The organism is Pseudobutyrivibrio sp. AR14, assembly GCF_900101325.1.
Classification (GTDB): domain Bacteria; phylum Bacillota; class Clostridia; order Lachnospirales; family Lachnospiraceae; genus Pseudobutyrivibrio.
Genome location: NZ_FMUY01000008.1, coordinates 73,872 through 95,501, shown reverse-complemented (window position 1 = coordinate 95,501; position 21,630 = coordinate 73,872). Strand labels below are relative to the sequence as shown.

Annotated in this window: 16 protein-coding genes; 13 read left to right on the top strand and 3 right to left on the bottom strand. The window is 39.6% G+C overall.

Features of this window, described 5'->3' with window-relative positions; translation table 11 throughout:
- The first annotated feature begins 80 nt into the window (after nt 1-80).
- Both upp and BLP50_RS09035 read left to right on the top strand, forming a co-directional pair.
- Entirely contained in the window at nt 81-719 is a 639-nt protein-coding gene (upp, locus tag BLP50_RS09040) for a uracil phosphoribosyltransferase (RefSeq protein ID WP_090153883.1), read from the top strand.
- Between the two features lie 112 nt (nt 720-831).
- The gene (locus BLP50_RS09035; RefSeq protein ID WP_090153881.1) at nt 832-2,355 is read left to right on the top strand and encodes a flotillin family protein; all 1,524 of its coding nucleotides are present in this window, start codon (nt 832-834) and stop codon (nt 2,353-2,355) included.
- A 123-nt stretch (nt 2,356-2,478) separates the two neighbouring features.
- Here BLP50_RS09035 and BLP50_RS09030 read toward each other — a convergent pair whose 3' ends face one another.
- Nucleotides 2,479-3,360 carry a serine O-acetyltransferase gene (locus BLP50_RS09030; RefSeq protein WP_090153879.1) on the bottom strand — a complete coding sequence of 294 codons (882 nt, stop codon included), beginning with the start codon at nt 3,358-3,360 and terminating at the stop codon, nt 2,479-2,481.
- Between the two features lie 244 nt (nt 3,361-3,604).
- Between BLP50_RS09030 and BLP50_RS09025 the strand changes: the two genes are divergently transcribed.
- Nucleotides 3,605-5,263, top strand: coding sequence for a methyl-accepting chemotaxis protein (locus tag BLP50_RS09025; RefSeq protein ID WP_090153877.1), 1,659 nt, complete (start codon nt 3,605-3,607; stop codon nt 5,261-5,263).
- 48 nt (nt 5,264-5,311) lie between these two features.
- On the opposite strand, the gene metF is transcribed toward BLP50_RS09025, so the two are convergent.
- Nucleotides 5,312-6,163, bottom strand: coding sequence for a methylenetetrahydrofolate reductase [NAD(P)H] (metF, locus tag BLP50_RS09020; RefSeq protein ID WP_090153875.1), 852 nt, complete (start codon nt 6,161-6,163; stop codon nt 5,312-5,314).
- 184 nt (nt 6,164-6,347) lie between these two features.
- On the opposite strand from metF, the gene BLP50_RS09015 reads away from it, so the two are divergent.
- From BLP50_RS09015 to BLP50_RS08990, 6 genes are all read left to right on the top strand, one after another.
- Entirely contained in the window at nt 6,348-9,032 is a 2,685-nt protein-coding gene (locus tag BLP50_RS09015; protein ID WP_176753734.1) for a glycoside hydrolase family 3 protein, read from the top strand.
- Nucleotides 9,033-9,121: 89 nt separating this feature from the next.
- Nucleotides 9,122-10,471, top strand: coding sequence for an ArsB/NhaD family transporter (locus BLP50_RS09010; protein ID WP_090153871.1), 1,350 nt, complete (start codon nt 9,122-9,124; stop codon nt 10,469-10,471).
- 133 nt (nt 10,472-10,604) lie between these two features.
- Nucleotides 10,605-11,204 (top strand): cytidylate kinase-like family protein, encoded by a 600-nt coding sequence (locus tag BLP50_RS09005; protein ID WP_090153869.1) that lies wholly within the window; start codon nt 10,605-10,607, stop codon nt 11,202-11,204.
- A gap of 27 nt (nt 11,205-11,231) precedes the next feature.
- Entirely contained in the window at nt 11,232-12,833 is a 1,602-nt protein-coding gene (locus BLP50_RS09000) for a response regulator transcription factor (protein WP_090153866.1), read from the top strand.
- Nucleotides 12,834-12,913: 80 nt separating this feature from the next.
- Nucleotides 12,914-14,278 (top strand): sensor histidine kinase, encoded by a 1,365-nt coding sequence (locus BLP50_RS08995; RefSeq protein ID WP_242869250.1) that lies wholly within the window; start codon nt 12,914-12,916, stop codon nt 14,276-14,278.
- The gene (locus tag BLP50_RS08990) at nt 14,271-15,287 is read left to right on the top strand and encodes an ABC transporter substrate-binding protein (RefSeq protein ID WP_090153861.1); all 1,017 of its coding nucleotides are present in this window, start codon (nt 14,271-14,273) and stop codon (nt 15,285-15,287) included. The genes BLP50_RS08995 and BLP50_RS08990 overlap by 8 nt, the downstream gene beginning before the upstream one ends.
- Before the next feature lie 33 nt (nt 15,288-15,320).
- Here the strand turns inward: BLP50_RS08990 and BLP50_RS08985 are convergent, their stop codons facing one another.
- A complete protein-coding gene (locus BLP50_RS08985) occupies nt 15,321-16,244 on the bottom strand; it encodes a GntR family transcriptional regulator (protein WP_176753733.1) in 924 nt (307 codons plus the stop codon).
- Nucleotides 16,245-16,590: 346 nt separating this feature from the next.
- On the opposite strand from BLP50_RS08985, the gene BLP50_RS08980 reads away from it, so the two are divergent.
- The 4 genes from BLP50_RS08980 (at nt 16,591) to BLP50_RS08965 (ending at nt 21,569) form a co-directional block, all read left to right on the top strand.
- Nucleotides 16,591-17,691: an ABC transporter substrate-binding protein gene (locus BLP50_RS08980; RefSeq protein ID WP_090153858.1), complete on the top strand. Its 1,101-nt coding sequence runs from the start codon at nt 16,591-16,593 to the stop codon at nt 17,689-17,691.
- Nucleotides 17,692-17,974: 283 nt separating this feature from the next.
- The gene (locus BLP50_RS08975; protein ID WP_090153856.1) at nt 17,975-19,489 is read left to right on the top strand and encodes a sugar ABC transporter ATP-binding protein; all 1,515 of its coding nucleotides are present in this window, start codon (nt 17,975-17,977) and stop codon (nt 19,487-19,489) included.
- Complete coding sequence (locus BLP50_RS08970) at nt 19,489-20,538, top strand: ABC transporter permease (RefSeq protein ID WP_330386080.1); 1,050 nt, start codon at nt 19,489-19,491, stop codon at nt 20,536-20,538. The genes BLP50_RS08975 and BLP50_RS08970 overlap by 1 nt, the downstream gene beginning before the upstream one ends.
- Nucleotides 20,538-21,569, top strand: a complete 1,032-nt coding sequence (locus tag BLP50_RS08965) for an ABC transporter permease subunit (protein ID WP_090153854.1) — start codon at nt 20,538-20,540, stop codon at nt 21,567-21,569. The genes BLP50_RS08970 and BLP50_RS08965 overlap by 1 nt, the downstream gene beginning before the upstream one ends.
- The last annotated feature ends 61 nt before the right edge of the window (nt 21,570-21,630 follow it).

The following is a 21,630-nucleotide window of genomic DNA, read 5'->3' as shown; positions in this document are numbered from 1 at the left end:
CTATGAAATAGGCAGATTTATTCATTTTATAAATTGTTTTGTAATTAATTAAAAAGGAAATTTTAGGAGGAATTATTCTTATGGAAAAATTAGAGAATGTTGTAGAGTTAACACACCCTCTACTTCAGCACAAAATTACAATGCTCAGAGATAAGAATACAGGAACAGCAGAGTTTAGAGCCCTTGTTGAGGAGATAGCTATGCTTGAGGCTTTTGAGGCTCTCAATGATTTACAGACAGTTGATATCGAGTGCGAGACTCCTATTGAGAAGTGCATGGCACCAGTTATCGCAGGTCGTAAGATGGCTATTGTACCTATTCTTCGTGCAGGTCTTGGTATGGTAAATGGTATCCAGAGACTTGTACCTACAGCTAAGATTGGTCATATCGGTATGTATCGTGATGAGGAGACTCATGAGCCACACGAGTACTACTGCAAGCTTCCTAGCCCAATCGAAGAGAGACTTATCGTTGTAACAGATCCTATGCTTGCAACAGGTGGTTCAGCAATCGATGCTATCGACCTTATCAAGCAGCACGGCGGCAAGCGCATTAAGTTTATGGCTATCATCGGCGCACCAGAGGGAGTTAGAGCTCTTCATGAGGCTCATCCAGATGTTCAGATTTACATTGGACACATTGATAGAGAGCTTAATTCTGATGCTTACATCTGCCCAGGTCTTGGAGATGCCGGAGATAGAATTTTTGGTACAAAATAATTTAAAAATATTTTGAGCGAAAGTATTTACTTACTACTTAGGATATGATATAAAATAACTGTTCGGAATTTTATTCGGACAGTTATTTTTTTCGAAAGAGAGGATATATGTTATGGAAACAGGTTTAATTGCTTTAATTGCCATTATCTTATTAATCGTATTGGTAGTTGCGGCTGGTTACGTGAAAGCTCCACCAGATAGAGCTTACATCATTTCGGGTCTTAGAAAGAACCCTCGTATTTTAGTAGGACGCGCTGGAGTTAAGATTCCATTCTTCGAGCGAGTAGATAAGCTTTATCTTGGCCAGATGACAGTTGATATCAAGACAGAGCAGTCAGTTCCTACAAATGACTTTATCAACGTTAATGTAGATGCTGTTGCAAAGGTAAGAATTGGTACAGATGCCTCTTCAATCCAGCTTGCAGCAAAGAACTTCCTTAATAAAAACCCAGATCAGATTACTCAGGATTTACAGGATTCTCTCCAGGGTAATATGCGTGAAATCATTGGTACACTTTCTTTGAAGACTATCAACACTGATAGAGATTCATTCTCAGATCAGGTTATGGAGAAGGCTTCAAAGGATATGAACAAGCTGGGTATCGAGATTCTTTCATGCAATATCCAGAATGTAACTGATGAAAATGGTCTTATTAATGACCTTGGTATGGACAACACTGCAAAGATCAAAAAGGATGCAGCTATTGCCAAGGCACAGGCAGATAGAGATGTAGCTATTGCACAGGCTGAGGCTGACAAGGCAGCAAATGATGCAAGAGTTACAGCACAGACAGAAATCGCTGAGAAGAACAATGCACTTGCTATCAAGCAGGCAGAGTTAAAGCAGCAGGCTGATACAGCAAACGCTGTTGCCGATGCAGCATACTCAATTCAGCAGCAAGAACAGCAGAAGTCAATTGAGACTGCTACTGTAAATGCACAGATTGCTAAGGCTGAGCGTGAGGCAGAACTCAAGCAGAAAGAAGTTATCGTTAAGCAGCAGGAACTTGCAGCTCAGATTGAGAAGCAGGCAGATGCTGAGAAGTATCAGGCAGAGAAAAAGGCTGAGGCAGAGTTAGTTCAGAGACAGAAGAAGGCTGAGGCTGCTAAGTACGAGCAGGAGCGCGAGGCTGATGCTAGAAAGGCACAGGCTGAGGCTCAGAAGTTCGCAGCAGAGCAGGAAGCAGCTGGTATCAAGGCTAAGTACGATGCTGAGGCAGCTGGTATCGCAGCAAAAGGTAAGGCAGAAGCTGAGGCTATCAAGGCAAAGGGTCTTGCTGAGGCTGAGGCAATGGAGAAAAAGGCAGAGGCTTATCGCAAGTACAACGGCGCTGCTATGGCTGAGATGATGATTAAGGTTATGCCTGAAATCGCAGCTGAGATTGCTAAGCCACTTGCAGCAATTGATAAGATCAATATCTACGAGTCTGGCGATGGTTCAGAAGGTGGCGCTGCAAAGATCTCTGGCAACATGCCAGTAGTATTAAAGCAGGTATTCGATACAATGTCAGAGGCTACAGGCGTAGATCTTGCTGAAATCATGAAGGCTAATACATACGACGCTAAGGTTAACAAGAATGTTAATATCAACGGCGCAGATGTAGCGGTTGTTACAAAGAAAGATGATGAGAAATAATTAGATTATTAAATCCTTCCCAATAATTTATATATAGCTCAAATCCCTTCTGGATTATTTGTCCGGAAGGGATTTTTTATACCAAAAAGGAGTTGCAATTAAGCAACTCCTTGATTTTGAAGATTATTTTACGTCGTAATAGATTCTAGATTCTGGTGGAACAGACTCTGTGATAAATGTAGAACCACCGATAATAGAGTCGTGTCCGATGACTGTGTCACCACCTAGGACTGATGCATTAGAGTAGATAGTAACATTGTCCTCGATAGTAGGATGGCGGCGAACCCCACGTAAATTCTGGCCACCTCTAGTGGAAAGGGCACCTAATGTAACACCCTGATAAATCTTAACATTATTTCCAATGACAGTAGTTTCGCCAACTACGATACCAGTTCCATGATCAATAAAGAAGTACTCGCCGATTGTAGCACCAGGATGAATATCAATACCTGTATTAGAATGAGCATACTCTGTCATGATACGTGGAATGATAGGTACTCCAAGCAAATAGAGCTCATGAGCTAATCGATAAATGGTAATGGCAAGTATTCCTGGATAGGCAAATACTATTTCATCGATTGATGTAGCAGCTGGATCTCCATCGAAAGCAGCAGCAAGGTCAGTATCTAAAAGAGCGCGTACCTTTGGAATACGCTTTAGGAATGCAAGTGATAGCTCCTCAGCTTTTGTGGTGCATATCTCCTCACAGCATCCATCAAAATCAGGACGATAGCAAAGTATAAGAGATATCTGCTTGTTAAGGTTGTAGACAACATCTTCCATTAGAGTGTTTAGATTGGTCTCTACATTATATACTTTGTAGACGTGATCTCTGTAGTAACCAGGATAAACAATTCTAAGGAGCTTTTTGGTGATATCAATAATGCTATCCTTATTTGGCTGATGATAAGTGTCCATCTTATCAATAGCTCTGTCTGATTTGTAATCTTTAATCAGTTCTTCGGTAATCTCAAGGATTTCCTGTTCAATTTTTTTACCGTCCATAATTTCCCTCAATCCTATAAAATCAATGCTTTTTTTATTGTAACACATAACAATTTTTATTGCTTGAGATTTTTAATCAAGTAAATCCAAGTGTGAAAAATAGGGGAGAATAATGTTATAGATAAATGTTGCACGGCAGAAATTAAATCACGAGTAACATTTGTGCACATTTACTATTTTCAAACCCTTTAAAATTGTGTATATTTTCCTAGTTAAAAATTAGAATAGAAGGAATGAGTATATTATGAAGGTCAAATTTTCAATAAAAAAGGCCCTTATAGGCATGGTTCTTATCATGCTTTCGCTTTTAGGGGTAATCAATTTATTATACAGTTTATATAATTTGCGAGACGGAATGGAGCATGAGGCTATGAGAGGTATTGAGGCTTCTTGTAACACTTATGTCACTATTTTGGAATTGACTACATTTGATGAGTCTGTAGAAATGCATAGTCTAGAATTTCAGTTACACAAGGATTCAGGCTATGACTACTCATTAATTCTCGATGATACAAGAGCGCGTTCTTCAATAGACGAGATAGTTGGAACAAAGGTATCTGATGAGGTGGTTGAGGCCGTTCTTAAAAATGGTGAGAGCTATAGCGCTAGCAATGTAGATATAGGTGGTGAATTATACTATGTTCACTATGAGCCACTTGTTCATAATACAAAGATTGTTGGAATGGCATTTGTAGGTCTTAAGAAGTCAGATATTTGGGAATATGTAGGAGTAAAGACTCGTGCTATGGTTATAGTTTCCCTTTCTGTAATGGCTATATTAATTGGCATTTCGATTTTTGCAGCACTTAAAATTGCAAAGGCTATCAAAATCAATGTAGAAGCAGTTAATAAGCTTTCTACAGGAAATCTTGATATTAATATTCCAAAGAAAGTTGTTAATAGACCAGACGAGCTTGGTCTTATGGCACGTTCTGTTAATAATCTTTCTGAGAAGCTTCAGTCAGTAATCGGTAATGCTAGAAGTTCTTCTAGTGAGCTTGATGTATCAGCAGAGTACTTATCTCAGACAGCAGAGAATATTTCAATCACAGCTGACAATGTATCAAGTGCTGTTGATCATGTGGCAAATGGAGCTACTAGCCAGGCTGAGTCCCTTCAGGAGGCTGTAACTAGCGTAGAAGAGATTAATGATGCTATTCAGCTTATAACTGATAACACAAACCATATGAATGATATAGCAGAGTCAATGCAGAATAGCTCACAGACAAGCTCAGCAGCATTGCAGGAGCTTCAGACATCCACTGAGGAGGCCATTGAAGCAATTGATGAAATCGTACAAAAGATAGCAAAGACAAATCAGGCTGTTGGCTCTATTAGTGAGGCTGTAGAGGTAATTGATTCAATTGCAGCCCAGACAAACCTCCTCTCATTAAATGCAAGTATTGAAGCAGCAAGAGCTGGTGAATATGGTAGAGGATTTGCAGTTGTAGCTAATGAAATTCGTGATTTGGCAGATAAATCTGCAGCAGCTGCAAAGAATATCCAGGAGACTATGTCTATTCTTTCAAATGACTCTGAGGCAACTATGGAGAATGCAGGAAGTGTTCAGGATTCAGTAGCTAAACAGGGTGATGTAATCAGCAAGACTATTGATTTAGTAAACGAGATGATAGTTAAGATAGATGAATCACTTACTGTTACAAATAAGATTGCAGAGAGTGTTTCAATATCAGATCATGCAACAAAGGTATTTGCAGATACAATTAATTCTCTTTCAGCTATTTCGCAGGAGAATGCAGCAAGCACAGAGGAGACAAGAGCTTCTATGATTGAGCTTTCAGAGACAGTGAGTCAGTTGTCAGAGAAGGCTAGCAACTTAAATGATATTTCAAAGATTCTTGAGAAAGAAATGTCATTCTTTAATGAAGAAAGCATTGCATAAAATATGCGCCTGACCAATATAATGGTCAGGCGCTTTTTCTATAGTAAACTATATAGATTTGCAAATGATTTCAGTCATCTTTGGCTTGTTCATGCAATAGAGATGTATGTGACCCATACCGCATTTACGTAGGTCTCTAATCTGGTCTATCGCATATTCGATACCAGCCTTTCTCATGTCCTCTGGGAAGTCGCCGTATTTTGCACATATATCTGCAAGCTTTTTAGGAACAGAAGAACCTGCAAGAGTAACAGTGGAACCAATTTGCTTTGCTGATGTGATAGGCATGATACCGGCTACTATTGGCACATGAATTTCAGCTTTGTCGGCACGCTCAACAAAACGATAGAAGTCGGCGTTGTCGAAGAAAAGCTGAGAGATGAACATTTTTGCGCCCATATCCTGCTTCATTTTCATGAAGGCCAAATCTGAGTCAATAGACATAGCCTCAGGATGCTTTTCTGGATAGCATGCTGCGGAAACATCTAAATTGGTATTAGTATTTAAAAATCGAATCAAATCAGTAGCATGTGGGAAAATTCTCTTTGCAAACTGCTCGTCAGACATATCTCTTGGCTTGTCACCTCTGAGAGCCAGTACATGAGAAACTCCACTTGCCTCTAAATCCTTTGTAACTTCAAGAATGTCATCCTCTGATGAGCCTACACAAGTTATGTGGGCCATAGCGTCAATCTTCAAAGTGTTTTGAATATAAGAAGCAATCTCAACTGTCTTCTTCGAACGGCTTCCACCTGCACCGTAAGTAACACTGATGAAATCTGGGTTAAGCTTTGCAAGCGAATCTAGAACGTTGTAGCAATTATCAAACTCATCATTTTTTTTAGGAGGAAACACCTCGAAAGACATAGATGCATCCCTACTTAACATTTCTCTAAACATTTTTGTCTTTTTTTACCCTTCTTTTGTACTATTCATATTAATTACACATATTTTAAATAAATAAATGTTATCATATCTACTAACTAATAAAAAGGATATACTTTTTATTTGGTGGAATATCACAAAAGGGAGCATCATAATGAACTTTAGGCAGTTAAGGGGAGTCTTTTTCAAAGCGGGGAAAATGCAATTCCCAGAACAGAAGAATTTGGTGCGACAGCTTGGCGCAGACAGCATGGTATTACTTAAAAACAGCGATCTTCTTCCTATTAATAGAGGAAAGATTGCTCTTTTTGGCGCGGGCGCAGTAGATACTGTATGCTGTGGTATTTATTACAATTACGTATATACGGATAAAAATGTAAGCATTAAAGAGGGGCTTCTGGAAAATGGATTTACCTTCACCACTGATTCATGGCTTGAAAAAATGGAAAAGTCATTGAAGCAGGAGGAGAAAGTTCTCAAGAATCAAGCTGAGGACAAGCTTTTTTCTGGACGCAGAGCTTATGTAGAGGAAGTACCTATTTCTGTTGCAGATATGGCAGAGGCAATTCTAGGTACTGACACTTGTATTTACGTTATCCGTAGACAGGCTACTTACGAAGATATAGGCAGCCTTGAATATCAGCTAACAGAGGAGGAACATGAGAATATAAAGCTCATTTCTGGTTCCTTCAAAAATGTTATTCTCGTACTCAATTCAGGAATGATTGAATTGAGTTCCGTGGCAAGGATGAAAAACGTAAAGGCGATAATTCTCATGGGAATTCCTGGAATGGAAGCAGGAAATTCTCTTGCAGATGTGCTTACAGGAATAGTAAATCCTAGCGGTCGTCTGACTTCTACTTGGGCGAAGAAGTATAAGGATTACTCAACTTGCTACAATGCAACCAAACGAAAAGACACATCTAAAGAAATTGATTACAAAGAAGGTATCTATGTGGGATACCGCTATTTTGATGCCTTTGATGTGGCACCACTTTATCCATTTGGATATGGTTTGAGCTATACCAATTTTAGAATTGATGCCAGATATTTTGAGGCTAGTTGGATGGGCGGAGTAGTAATCCGAGTAAAGGTAACCAACACAGGAGATGTTTCTGGCAGACAGGTTGTGCAGGTATACTGTTCTCAGCCTGAGGATAAGCTTGATAAGCCCTATCAGATTCTTGTAGGGTTCGGAAAAACAGGTAAGCTTAAGCCTGGTGAATCAGAGGAGATAACCATGAAAATACCAATCATGCAGTTATGCTCTTTTGATGAAGAAAATAGTCAGTGGATTATGGAGAAGGGAGACTATCTTTTTAGAATAGGAGATAACTCCAGAAATACAACTCTTTGCGCAAAGCTAGTACTAGATAAGCGTACCGTTTATAAGCGCGTAACAGAAGTTATTTCCCCTAAGAAGAATTTGGAATTTTTGACTCCACCACCAAGGACATTGGAGAAGACAGGATACATTTTTTCAACGTCACTTTCTGGAGATGATTTTAATTCTGAGAATAAAGTGGTCGTTCCAACTAAGAGTTTTACCACACTTGTGCCAGAGGGCAGCAATTACGTATCCTATGTAAATAGCAATCCATACGAGATTCCTTTTAGAGCAGAGGAGAAAATCGAGTATGTAAAGCCATGTGGAACCACAACATTTTTTGACGTAATAAAAGAAAAGATTACAATGGAAGAATTTGTCTCATCACTTTCCCCAGAGATTTTGGCAAGAATTGTCTCTGGAGAATTAAATGAGTCAAAGCTTCAAAATGAAAATCGATTTGGATTTGATTTTAGATTTGATAGAAACAAGCTTGAAGTGGCAGCTAGGACCACATCCCAGTTTGCAACCACTCTTGGAATTCCTGGGGTGACAATAGCTGATGGACCATCAGGACTTCATCTTAAGGGTGTGTATTGCACATGCTATCCATCGCCTATGAACATGGCCCAGACCTGGGATATGGGAGCAATGGTTAGAATGGGAAGGGCCTATGGCAGAGAGATGGAGCACTATGGTATTGACTATTGTTTGGCACCATCACTTAATATTGTCAGAAACCCAATGAAGTGTATAGCATACGAACTATACTCTGAGGATCCTAGTTTATCTGGAATTATGGGCGCTGGCTTTATAATGGGAGTGAAAAGGTATGAAGGTCGCAATGTGATTATCAAGAATCTTCCTACCATTAATCAGGAAAACTTTAGAAGAGATGTTAATATAAATGTTTCCTCTAGAGCATTTGGTGAGATATATCTTAGATCATTTTCTGTGTGCCAATTTACAGGTCAGCCGGCAGGTGTGCTTAGTAGCACTAATAGCATAAACGGTGAACCTGCTTGTTCACAGCGTGGACTCAATACAGATATCATTAGAAACGACTGGGGATTTAAGGGATTTGTTATGTCTGATTGGGGCAGTGATACTGAAAAATCATATGATTTACATGCAGGATGTGATTTGATTATGCCAGGATATAATCCAGATAAAATCCTTGAGTCCATGATGGAGACGGCGCCAACATTTGAAGAGGATGGTTATGTTTCAGTTGTGGAGACAGCGTATTTGTATGATATTCCAATGATTCGTTATGAAAATTGGGGTTCATTCATGCTGGATAAAGATGGCAAAGACAAAGTGGTGGCAAAGGTGCCTGCTGATATAGAAATCAGTGAAAAAGCTCTGAAAGCCGAAAAAGAAGGTCTTTGCAAAATAGAGACTGAGATGGATGGTACAAAGACTATAACATATTTCGGTATAGATAGAGGCGCATATTTTGCTCTTGGAGAATTGCAACAGGCAGTAATTCATATATTGTCAGCAATAAAGGATTCAGCAGCAATGAAGAAATTAATGGAACATGTAAAAATTTGAGACATTATTTTAAAATTGTTGGTTTCAAAATTGTTCTCCCTCGTATACAATAGTAAGCAGTTAATTATTGTATACGGAGGGAGTTTTTTATGCTGGCGGAAATATTTGCAGTTGTAATTTTCGTGACAATGTTTGGATTTATCGTATGGGATAGATTTCCAAAGCATTATGTAACCCTTGGCTGTGGCGCGCTTACTAGTATATTTGTATTTGGAGTGGGTATGCGCAGCGTAAAAGCATTTGTTGATACCATTGCTGTCGGCGGTATTTTTAAGAGGGATTTTTGGTATGCAGCCGAAGAGGCATCCGAGCAGACTTCAGGTGTCAACTGGGCTACCATCATTTTCCTCTGGGGCATGATGATAATGGTTGAAGGAATGGCAGAAGCCGGATTCTTTGATTGGCTCTGTTTGAAGATAGCAAAGCTTGCTCATTACGAACCAGTGAGAATTTTTGTGGCATTTATGGTTTTGTCATCTGTTCTTGCTATGTTCATTGATTCCATTACAGTTATTTTATTCCTTGCAGCAGTTACTATCAGACTTGCAAGAACACTTAAATTTAATCCGATACCGGTTATTATGGCAGAGATTTTCTGTGCCAACTTAGGTGGAAGCGCAACTATGTGTGGCGATCCACCAAACATTATCATTGGTACTTCTCTAGGGTATTCATTCTCAGATTTTGTACTTAACACAGGTGCAATCGGAGCTGTTTCTCTTGTGATTATTATTATTTATTTCTACTTTACAATGAGAAATAGACTTCAGGACCCTGCAGATAAGGTGGATTCATCTACAATTGATGTAGAGATTCGAATCGACAACATGAAAGAATTTTTGACAAGTACCATTATTTTCCTTATTGCAGTTGCACTTTTGGTTACACACGCTATGACAGGTCTTACAGTAGCATTCATAGGTGTTTTCATTGCAGCTATTACACTTATTACTGCAGGCCGCAAGGCAATCACACTTTTAAAGAGAGTTGATTATCCTACATTATTGTTCTTTATAGGACTGTTTATTGTAGTAGGCGGTTTGGAGCAGACAGGTATTCTTGAGATAATCGCTGAGTTTATTGCCAAGGTTTCAGGCGGTAATGCATTCGTTATGATTGCTATTATCCTTTGGGTAAGTGCTATCGCTTCAGCATTTATTGATAACATTCCATTCTCAGCTACTATGATTCCTGTTATTCGTACACTTGCTGCTACTACAGGCGTAGATCTTTCGACTATGGCTTGGACACTTGCTATCGGAACAGACATCGGTGGCAGTATGACTCCAATCGGCGCCAGTGCCAATGTAGTAGGTATTTCTACAGCAGGTAAAGAAGGTTACCCAATTAGCTGGGCCACATACTGTAAGGAACTTGTTCCTGGTACGATTATCGTGCTTGTAGTATCTATGATTAGTATTTATATTAGATATCTTTAAAATGATAGTCTCTCTTGGGCCTGTAGCCCTTGAGAGACTTTTTCGTTTTATTAAGTAAACTCAAAGACATGACTCGACTTCTGAGAATTAATCATATAAAATAAAAGTAGAAAATACTGGAGGAGGGGAGCATATGGGGCAGTTTATCATTTCAGTAGGTAGAGAATATGGCAGTGGTGGTCATGAGATTGCCAGCATTTTATCGGAGAAATTCGATATTCCTATGTACGACAGAAATATGCTGGATCAGATGGCCGAGAAAAATGGTATCGATTCTGAGGAGCTCCACAAGCACGAAGAGATGAAGCATCAGGGGCTGCATCGTACTGTTAGAGGTCATTCATCATCTATTCAAGACACCATCGCCCAGTTACAGTTTGATTTTATTCGTAACAAGGCAGCCAGTGGAGAGAGCTTTGTGGTTGTAGGCAGATGCGCGGAGAATGTTCTTCGAGACAATCCAGCCCTTATCTCTATATTTGTAAGAGGTGATGAGGAGGCCAAGACAGAGCGTATATGTCGTCTTTACAAGCTTAACAAGCTAGAGGCCAAGGCCAAGATGTTTAGACACGATAAAAAGCGTAAGGCATATCACAATTACTATTCAAAGATGAAGTGGGGCGATAGTAGAGGATATGATTTTTGCGTGAATAGTTCACTTATGGGAGTTGAAGCCACAGCAGAGGCTCTCTACAAGATGATTTCAGAGTTTTTGAAATCCAAGGAGCAGTAAGGTTATATAAAGGAATTTTGGGGAATAATGTATAGTGTATTTTTAGTCGAGGATGAAATTGTTATCCGCGACGGGTTAAAAGCTAGTTTTCCATGGGAACAGGCGGGATTTGCCTACGTTGGGGATGCCGCAGATGGAGAGATGGCGTTACCACTTATTAGACAAACTAAGCCGGACGTACTTATTACAGATATCAGGATGCCATTTATGGATGGTATAGCTTTGTCCAAAATGATTAGAAAAGAGCTTCCTGATACACGTATTATTATCATAAGTGGTTTTGATGATTTTTCTTATGCCCAGGAGGCGATTAATATTGGCGTGGACAACTATATCCTTAAGCCAATTACCAAGGACAAGCTTGGGGATGTTATGTCCGAGGTCAAGATAAAACTGGATAAGGAAAATGAAAAAAATAATTATCTAGAGCAATTCAAAGAAGAGTCTCAAGAGTACGAGCAATTCGCCAGGGTAAAATTTTTTAATCAATTGGTAAATGGCACCATGTCTGTTTTGGAGGTTTACGAACGTTCCGAGGAGCTGGGGCTTTCTCTTGATACGACTCATTACAATCTTGTACTTCTTGATTTTACCCCAATGACAGGAGTGGCAGCTGCCCCTGCATATTCTAAGCAGATGGCTCGTCTTTCAGAGCAGCTGATGCAATATCTAAAGTGTTGCCCAGAGTATATAGTTTTCCATTGGAGTATGGATACCTATGCCATCATAGTTAAGGGCGACGAATCAACAATAGAATCTCACACTTCGAATTTAATTGAAAATATTAAGCGCCGTTGTATGGTATACGAGGACGAGATTAATTGGTATTTGGCAGAAAGTGGAATTCTCACACGCTTCTCAGAGTTTGCCAAGGGATGTCAGGTTGCCAATAAGCGACTTAGCTGTAGATATATGAACCCTGCAGGTCACATTTTTACAGATGATGATATAGAGGCTATAAAAAATAGTGAGGATAATGCTGAGGCTTCAATCGACCAGCGTTTGGTATCGCTATTTCTGGAGAATGCAGAGGAATCAGAAATCCAAGGTTTCTTAAGCAATCTTATAAGCAAGCAGACAAAAAATGCCCTTAATTCCACAATGTTTTGCAAATATTTTGCCATGACAATGTATATGTGTGTCTGCGATTATTTAAGAAAATTATCCATTGACCCAAATGAGGCATTGGAAGATGATACAAGAAGAGCAATTGAGAATGTCAACTGCCAGACTGTTATGGAACTGGTAGAGAAGATGTTTGAAGTGGCTATTTCTAAGCGTAAAAATTTAGTAGGCAAGCAGTCTAAATCACAGCTTGCAGCAGCTATCAAATATGTAGATGAGCATTATGGGGATTCCAACCTCAGTCTTAATGAGGTGGCAAGGGAGGTCAATATTTCTCCAAGCTACCTAAGTGCCATGTTCTCTAGAGAGAATAAGACTACATTTGTAGAGTACATGACTTCTAGGAGAATGGAGCACGCCAAGCATATGCTTCTTAGCACAAATGAAAAGGCTCAGGTGATTGCGGAAAAAGTGGGTTATAAGGACCCTCATTATTTCAGCTATATTTTCAAGAAGACCTACGGAATTAGTCCAAAAGAATTTAGAGCAAAGGGGCAGGGCTGATGAGAATACGCGGGGAACTAAAGAAAAAAACTACTACCAGCCATATGCTGCACAAATTAATAACAGTAATTCTTTTGCCTATGAGTATAGTTATTGCTATTCTCATAGGCATCTTAGGATGGTATTCAATTCAGTATCGAACTATCCTTCATAATGTAACGGCAGCTTCTGAGTTCAACCAGGATTTCAAAAACGATGTTGATTTGAAAATGTTTTACTATGTCAGCGATAGTGCCTATTCTGAAGGAAAGCCAGTGGATGAGGTTGAAAGCGCAAGAGAGCTTGCGGATCAGCTTTTGAAGCAGACACAAGAAAAGCCTAGTATCGATGCCATAGAATCAGTTAGAGATTTGTGTATCACCCTTGAGGAAAGAATGGATGAAATAGATAATGCCACCTCCTATGATGAGGGTATGGTTCAGCTGGAGAATAATATTTACATCCTAACGGAGCTGATTCAGACATTTATGTACGACTATCTGTATCACGAGTCAGTTCATTTGAGCCAGTTGCAGACAGAGATTACAAGAGAGCTACAATACTTGATTATAGCCACTATAGTGGCGGTTATTTTGCTTGTTATAGCTATTGGCGTATACACAACACATACTACCGAGAAAATTACTAATCCACTTACAAAGCTGACCAATCGTGTAAGGGATATTCAAAAAGGAGATTTTGAACAGAGGATACCGGTTGAGGCAGAGGAGATTGAGGTTCAGACTCTGTCAGATGGTTTTGAGGAAATGGTGGGGCAGCTTAATTCTTTGATTCAGGAGAATAAAAAGGCTGAGAGAAGGAAACGCCACGCTGAGCTGGAGCTACTTCAGGCTCAGATTAATCCACATTTTTTATACAATACTTTAGATACAATTATCTGGCTCATTGAGGCAGACAAAAAAGAAGATAGTATACAGATGGTAAGTGCCTTATCGGATTTCTTTAGATTCTGTTTAAGTCGAGGTAAGGATATTATTAGCCTGGAGGAAGAGGAAAAACATGTACTTAGTTACCTAGCAATCCAAAAGGTTAGATATCAGGATAGGATGGATTACGAGGTAGTTATTCCGAAGGACCTTTACGATTATTCTATTCCAAAGCTGACGCTTCAGCCTTTGGTTGAAAATAGTATTTACCACGGTATCAAGCTTCAGCGAGAAAAGGGCTCTATTCGAGTAGAGGCGGTGGACTTGGGAGACAAGATAGAGCTTTCTGTTAGGGATAATGGAGCTGGAATGACAGAAGAGCGTTTGCAGGAAATGCGAACAGCAATTGAGACAGGAGAAAAGACAGGATTTGGCCTTAGAACTGTCCATGAGAGAATGCAACTTTTGTATGGTGAAGAATACGGACTTACCATAGCAAGTACTGAGGGGGTTGGAACAACAGTAATAGCTGTTATTCCTAAAATATTAAATAGTGAGAAGGGGATAATTAATGTTTAAGAACAATAGAATAGTGATTAGCCTCCTTTGCATTATGCTTGCATTTGTGGTGATTGCTTGTCAGGAGAAAACAGTTGATCCATACGTAGAAGAAGAGGAAAGTTCTCTTATAACTGTGGGATTTTCCCAGCCTGGAGCAGAGTCTGCCTGGCGTGTTGCTTTAACAGATTCTGTAAAGGAGAATTTCACCGAGGAGCGAGGCTACAAGCTAATCTATAAGGATGGCCGGTCAAAACAGGATAATCAGATAAAGGACATAAGGACATTTATCCAGCAGGGAGTTGATTATATTATCATCAGCCCTATTGTGGAGACAGGTTGGGATACAGTTTTGTCAGAGGCAAAGGAAGCTGGGATTCCAGTAATAATCTGCGATAGAAACGTAACGGTTTCAAATGAATCTCTATACACAGCCTTTGTCGGCTCAGATTTCAAAGCAGAAGGGGACTACGCAATTACGAATTTAGAAATTCTTCTGGCAGAAAATGGAAAAGCAGATAGACCGGTAAATATAGTACATATCCAGGGAACACTTGGCTCATCAGCACAGCTTGGCAGAACTAAGGCTCTCGAAGATGCCATAGAGACTCACGATAATTGGAACATCGTGTATCAGGATTGCGGAGAGTTTACTAAGGCTAAGGGGCGAGAAATAATGTCAAATGCCCTCAAGGAAGTTGGCGCAGGAAATATAGATGTAGTTTACTGCGAAAATGATGAGGAAGCTTTTGGTGCAATAGCTGCTATGAATGAGGCTGGAGTAAGATATGGAGCGGAAGGTGGAATTAAGGTGGTCTCATTTGACGCTATGAATTCAGCCCTCACCATGTGTATGGCAGGTCAGATAAGCATAGAGGTAGAGTGCAATCCCCTTCAGGGTCCATATATCTATAATCTTATAAACCATCTTGAAAAAGAAAAAGTGGTGCCAAAGATTACATATATTCACGAGGAATGTTTTACAAGTGATATGCTAGATGTGGATTTTATTGCATCAAGAAAATTCTAAAAAAACGCCAAGGAATTACTCCTTGGCGTTTAGTTATTTAATCAATGATATAAGTGCTTTTGCAGCAGGCTTGCCTATACTTTTAGATTCTATTTCTGACCTAAATACAGGATAGATACCATCTACATTTATGGTGTCGTCATCAAGATATACAGTTTCTACTGTATTATAGGCTTGCTTTAAAAATTTGTTTATAAAAGAGGAGCTTCTAGTATTAACCCCCACTGGATCCTTTGAATTACACCAGAGAAAACAATTGTCATGATACGAAAGACCTGCATCTCTAATAGCATCTACAAATCCAGAATATGTCAGAACTGAAGATTTATTATCTAGTAGAAAAATTCCACCTAAATCTTTTTTACCCATGTTTATAAAAGAGCGAGCTGTTTGGTAGCCTAGGTTGTAACTATCAGATGAAATCTCCTTGCCATTATATATGCCAATAGGTGTTGCTTCCAAGAATATAACAGGAGTCTTGCGACGAAGGAGCTGTTGCATCAAATCCACATTCATAGAAGGAAGAGCTGAAAGTGCTGGCTCAATTATAAGACCCGCATACATATCATCTAGCATCAGCTGAAGGAAGCTACGCTCCTTGGAAAATTCATTAGAAGTCTGGTGGTGCTCTACCTTAAAGCCTTGTTTTAAAAGCGTAGATGAAATATCAGAAAGAAGTGAACTACCTCTTTGAGATGAAATATCTGGAAGTAGAATCATCACTGTATCTTTTTTAGAAGAATCACTTTTACCTATAACTGTATTTCCGCTTCCCCAGTGTTTGCTTATTATTCCGTCCTTAACTAGCAGGTCTAAGGCCTGTCGCACCGTTGAGCGGCTTACATTATAAATCCTCGCAAGTTCAACTTCTGTAGGTAATTTTGAGGCCATTGGATAGGTGCCCTGTAAAATTTCCTCATTAATTTTTTCTCTAAGTAAAATATATTTTGGAATCATAAAAATTATCCCCCCTAAGCGTAAGAGTTCCCCTCTCATAAATCAAATGATAGCATAGTTTGACTAAAATTGGTATGAAAATTGTTCAACATTTAAACATACCAATCTTAAAATATTCTCTTTTTAAATTAAAAATATTCAACCTAAAAATGAAAAATCAACACTTAATCCTGAAATTGGTATGCAAAATATCAGACTGGTAAAAATTGGTACTATCCTATGTTTAGAAACCAACTTTTTTGCACCTATTTTATTGTTGCAAAAATTTCATGATGCTACATTAGGATTAGAAAAAAACAAGGGCCAGCAATTGGGGCTGGTTAGGAGAAGGAAGGAGATTAACCTTATGAAAAAAAGATTATTAGCAGGAATGTTTGCAACCCTCATGGCTGCATCAATGGTAGCATGTGGTTCTGATGGTGGTTCCACAGGTGGAGCAGCACCAGCAGATGGCGGTGAGGCTACAGAGGCTGAGGGCGGAGACGCAGCTGCTAGCGGAGATGTAATTACAGTTGGTTTTGCACAGGTTGGACATGAGTCTGATTGGCGTACAGCATCTACTAAATCAGTTCAGGATGCTTTCTCAGCTGCTAACGGATATGATCTTCAGTTTGTTGATTGTGATAACGATTCAAAGGCTCAGATCGATGCAGTTAGACAGTTCGTTCAGAACGACGTTGATTACATCGTAATTGATCCTATCGTTTCAACAGGTTGGGATACAGTTCTTACAGAGTGCGAGGACGCAGGTATTCCTGTAATCGTAATCGATAGAACAATCGAAGATTCTGATAAGTATGTTTCATGGGTAGGTTCAGAGTTCATGAACGAAGGTCTTGCATCTGGTGCATGGCTCAAGGCTTACGCTGAGGCAAAGGGTATTGATGACCTTAACGTTCTCGTTATCGAGGGTTCTAATGGTTCTTCAGCTCAGATCGGACGTACAGATGGATTTAAGAAGTACGCTGACGAAGAGGGATGGACAATCCTTGATTCACAGGATGGTAACTTTACACAGGAAGGTGGACAGCAGGTTATGGAGTCTTACTGCAAGTCATATGCAGGTAAGTTCAACGTAGTTGTTTGCCAGAATGATAACGAAGCATTTGGTGCTATGGATGCTATGAAGGCAGCTGGTGTTTCTTATGGTGTTGACGGAGATGTAATCCTTATCTCATTTGATGCTTGCAAGGCTGGTCTTGAGTATGTACAGTCAGGCGATATCAATGCAGACTTCATGTGCTACCCACTTCAGGGTTCTTATTGTGCAGATATCATCAAGGCACTTCAGAACGGTGAGACAGTTGCTAAGGAAACATTCATGACAGAGCCATGGTACGTAGCAGAAGATATCCTTCCTTCAATTACATATACAAACAATGCTGGTGAAGAGGTTACAGAGGATCTTATCGTAGTAACTGATGCAGCTTCACAGGCTTCATACTAAAAAAACGTATAGATATGTCTAAAAAGGGGAAGGGAATTTCCTTCCCCCTTTGTTATAGATATGAGTCTATAGTTATTAGAAAAATTAAGCTAGTAGCATACAAGCCGTTGTTGATAAATACTTTACTTACCTGTAGTTCACAAGCTCTTAGATTGCTTAAGGGAATCGTTTTAGATGACCGAAGCAATACTAAGGCTTGTGAACGTAACAGGTATAAGAAAAAGCCAAGGCTTGTATGCGTAACTAGCGTAGATATTAGAAATAAAGAAAGTGGAGAACGATTATGGATGAAAATATTTTGATTACTATGCGGGACATATCCAAATCCTTTCCAGGTGTAAAAGCATTAGATCATGCACAGTTTACTCTTAGAAAGGGAGAGATACATGCGCTTATGGGAGAAAACGGTGCGGGCAAGTCTACACTTATCAAAGTGTTGACTGGTGTTTATTCTCTCGACGCAGGTGAGATTCATGTAGCAGGAGTGGATGGGCCAGTAATAAACCACTCAACATTAGAGGCCCAGGAAAAAGGAATTGCTACAGTATACCAGGAAGTTAACCTTTGTCCTAACCTGACTGTGGCAGAAAACTTATTTATTGGCCGTGAGCCAAAGACACCTATTGGAACCATCGACTGGAGAACAATGAACAAGAAAGCAAAAGAAATAGTCGATGGATTGGAATTAAAAATTGACGTAACTATTGCACTTGAAAATTATTCTCTTGCAATACAACAGATGATAGCTATTGCAAGAGCTGTAGATATGGATTGTAAAGTTCTCATTCTTGATGAGCCAACATCATCACTTGATGATAATGAAGTTGAAAAGCTCTTCAAGGTAATGAGAGATCTTAAAGCAAAGGGAGTTGGAATAATATTTGTTACTCATTTCTTAGAGCAGGTTTATGAAGTGTGTGACACAATTACTGTTCTGAGAAATGGCGAGTTTGCTGGTGAGTATTCGGTGGAAGAAATGCCTCGTGTCAAGCTTGTGGCGGCAATGCTTGGTAAGGATTTCGACGATCTTGCCTCTATTAAAAAGGAAGGAGCCTCACATGTTTCGGACGATGTTGTTGTTGATGCTACTAATCTCAGCCACAAGGGAACAATTAAGCCATTTGATTTCCAGATTAAAAAGGGCGAGGTTGTGGGCGTTACTGGCCTTCTTGGGTCGGGCCGCTCAGAGATGGTGCGCTGCATCTATGGTGCAGATAAAGCTCAAACTGGCGAATTAAAAGTCAACGGCAAGAAGCTCAACATTAAAGAGCCACTTGATGCTATCAAAGCTGGTATGGGATATTTGCCAGATGATAGAAAGGCCGATGGATGTATTGGTGATCTTTCAGTTAGGGAGAATATTATTCTTGCCCTTCAGGCAAAGAATGGTATGTTCAAAAAGATTCCAGCCTCAAAACAAAATGAAATTGCAGATAAGTTCATAGATATGTTGCAGATTAAAACTGCATCAAGGGAGACTCCTATAAATCAATTATCAGGTGGTAATCAACAAAAGGTTATCCTGGCAAGATGGTTATGCACACATCCTGATTTCCTTATTCTTGATGAGCCAACAAGAGGTATCGATATCGGTACTAAGACAGAATTCCAGAAGCTTGCTCTTAAGTTTGCCGAGGAAGATGGAATGAGTATCGTCTTCATTTCTTCTGAAATAGAGGAGATGCTTCGTACATGCACAAGAATGTATGTAATGCGTGATGGCGCACAAGTTGGAGAAATATCTGGCGAGATGACTCAGGAATCAGTCATGGCTGCCATAGCAGGAGGTGGAGAATAATGATGGAGAATTTTAAGAAGCTTGCAAAGAAACCACTGTTCTTGCCGATTTTTTGTATGATTTTGGTATTGTTGATTAATGTGATTAAGTCCCCAGACTTCTTCGCTATTAAAATCAACAACGGTGTTTTGTTTGGTAGAATTATTGATATTTTAAATCGTGGTTCGGAGATTGCGATTTTAGCAGTTGGACAGACACTTGTAGTAGCGGTATCAGCGGGAACCGATATTTCAGTGGGTTCAGTAATGTCCCTTTCAGCATGTGGATGCTGTATGTTGCTTGCAGGATATGGTAACAACTCAGTATCAACACTTGCAGTACCAATGGTAGTTGGTATGTTATTTGGTGTATTCATGGGCGGTCTCAGTGGCGCAATGAATGGTGCACTTGTAGCGAAGCTTAAAATACAGCCAATGGTTGCTACGCTGATTCTGTTTACAGCAGGTAGAGCTATAGGTCTTTTGCTTTGCAACAACCAGATTACTTATATTCGTTATGAGCCATACAAGTATCTGGGAAATTTCTTGCCGGGATGTCCAATTCCTACACCAGTTTTTGTGGCAATAATTGTAATAGCTGTTGTGTCTATTCTTCTTAAGAAAACAGCTTTAGGACTTTATATTCAGTCAGTTGGTATCAATAGCCGCGCAGCTAGAATATCAGGTATCAACTCAGAAGTTATTTGCTTTATCTGCTATGTGATTTGCGGCATCTGCGCAGGTATTGCAGGTATTGTAGCTTCATCAAGAATCTATTCAGCAGATTCAAATAATATTGGTCTTACATTTGAATTGGATGCCATCCTTGCAGTTGCTCTTGGTGGTAACTCACTTGGCGGTGGTAAATTCAATCTCGCAGGATCAATCATCGGTGCTTATACAATTCAGGCTATCACAACAACACTTCTTGCAATGGGTGTTTCAACTGATAAGGCACCAGTATTTAAGGCAATTATCGTTATTATTATCGTAGTTGTGCAGGCTCCAGCCTTTAAGGCATACATGGCAGCAAGAAGAGCTCAAAAAGCTAGTGTAAAGGAGGCGGCATAATGAAGACAAAGAGAAAACTTGATTCAAATACTGTACTTGTTTTCATAACCATAGCATTATTTGTTGTTATGTACGCTATCGGTTGTGGAATCTATCAGGATAAAGGTTTTGGAAACCTCCAGACATTTTTAAATATTTTAATTAACAACGCAGGTCTTATCTGTGTAACATGCGGTATGACATGCGTAATGCTCACAGGCGGAATTGATATTTCCGTTGGCTCAGTAATAGCAATGGACTGTATGCTTTTGGTTTATGGTATGACTGAGTGGAAAATGGGCGCTGTTCAGATGGTGATTCTGATTCTTGTAATCGGACTTATATTTGGTGCAGTTCAGGGCTTCCTTGTAGGTTATCTAGAAATCCAGCCATTCATTGTAACAATGGCAGGTATGTTCTTTGCAAGAGGTATGACAGCTGTTATCTGCTCTGGACAGATTTCTATTACAGAAGCCGACAACCCAACATTCTATGCTTGGGCAAATTCAAAAATTAACCTTCCAGAATTTTTAGGCAAGGCTAATAGACATGGAAAAATCGTTGTTCCATATATACGACCAACAGTAATCATTGCATTTTTAGTACTTATCCTTATTTTCTTAATGCTTAAGTACACAAAGTTTGGCCGTAATCTATATGCAGTTGGTGGAAACCAAATGTCAGCAACAATGATGGGACTTAATGTTAAGAAGACCAAGATGTTATCCCATGTCCTTTCTTCATTACTTTGCTCAATCGGTGGTATTCTTTATTGCTTGAATACAATGTCCGGTTCAGTAAATCAGGCGACAGGACTAGAAATGGATGCAATCGCATCGGCCGTAATCGGTGGAACCCTCCTTACAGGTGGTGTTGGAAATGTTATAGGATCATTCTTCGGTGTAATGATCACAGGTACAATTACAGTACTTGTTAATACAAATGGAAAACTCCTTTCAAGCTGGGCAAATATTGCCACAGCAGCCCTCCTTTGCATTTTCATCATTCTCCAATCTGTTTTTGCACTGGTTAAGGCTAGACGTAACAAGTAGGTTCTTTCATTTTCTTTAATCTAATCTTTCATACACAAAGGGCGAGTCTTAATTGACTCGT

What these genes read in the sequence shown, in the direction of transcription:
- upp (WP_090153883.1), top strand. Translation starts at nt 81, where the DNA reads ATGGAAAAATTAGAGAATGTTGTAGAGTTAACACACCCTCTACTTCAG.
- BLP50_RS09035 (WP_090153881.1), top strand. Translation starts at nt 832, where the DNA reads ATGGAAACAGGTTTAATTGCTTTAATTGCCATTATCTTATTAATCGTA.
- BLP50_RS09030 (WP_090153879.1), bottom strand. Translation starts at nt 3,360, where the DNA reads ATGGACGGTAAAAAAATTGAACAGGAAATCCTTGAGATTACCGAAGAA.
- BLP50_RS09025 (WP_090153877.1), top strand. Translation starts at nt 3,605, where the DNA reads ATGAAGGTCAAATTTTCAATAAAAAAGGCCCTTATAGGCATGGTTCTT.
- metF (WP_090153875.1), bottom strand. Translation starts at nt 6,163, where the DNA reads ATGTTTAGAGAAATGTTAAGTAGGGATGCATCTATGTCTTTCGAGGTG.
- BLP50_RS09015 (WP_176753734.1), top strand. Translation starts at nt 6,348, where the DNA reads ATGCAATTCCCAGAACAGAAGAATTTGGTGCGACAGCTTGGCGCAGAC.
- BLP50_RS09010 (WP_090153871.1), top strand. Translation starts at nt 9,122, where the DNA reads ATGCTGGCGGAAATATTTGCAGTTGTAATTTTCGTGACAATGTTTGGA.
- BLP50_RS09005 (WP_090153869.1), top strand. Translation starts at nt 10,605, where the DNA reads ATGGGGCAGTTTATCATTTCAGTAGGTAGAGAATATGGCAGTGGTGGT.
- BLP50_RS09000 (WP_090153866.1), top strand. Translation starts at nt 11,232, where the DNA reads ATGTATAGTGTATTTTTAGTCGAGGATGAAATTGTTATCCGCGACGGG.
- BLP50_RS08995 (WP_242869250.1), top strand. Translation starts at nt 12,914, where the DNA reads ATGAGTATAGTTATTGCTATTCTCATAGGCATCTTAGGATGGTATTCA.
- BLP50_RS08990 (WP_090153861.1), top strand. Translation starts at nt 14,271, where the DNA reads ATGTTTAAGAACAATAGAATAGTGATTAGCCTCCTTTGCATTATGCTT.
- BLP50_RS08985 (WP_176753733.1), bottom strand. Translation starts at nt 16,244, where the DNA reads ATGATTCCAAAATATATTTTACTTAGAGAAAAAATTAATGAGGAAATT.
- BLP50_RS08980 (WP_090153858.1), top strand. Translation starts at nt 16,591, where the DNA reads ATGAAAAAAAGATTATTAGCAGGAATGTTTGCAACCCTCATGGCTGCA.
- BLP50_RS08975 (WP_090153856.1), top strand. Translation starts at nt 17,975, where the DNA reads ATGGATGAAAATATTTTGATTACTATGCGGGACATATCCAAATCCTTT.
- BLP50_RS08970 (WP_330386080.1), top strand. Translation starts at nt 19,489, where the DNA reads ATGATGGAGAATTTTAAGAAGCTTGCAAAGAAACCACTGTTCTTGCCG.
- BLP50_RS08965 (WP_090153854.1), top strand. Translation starts at nt 20,538, where the DNA reads ATGAAGACAAAGAGAAAACTTGATTCAAATACTGTACTTGTTTTCATA.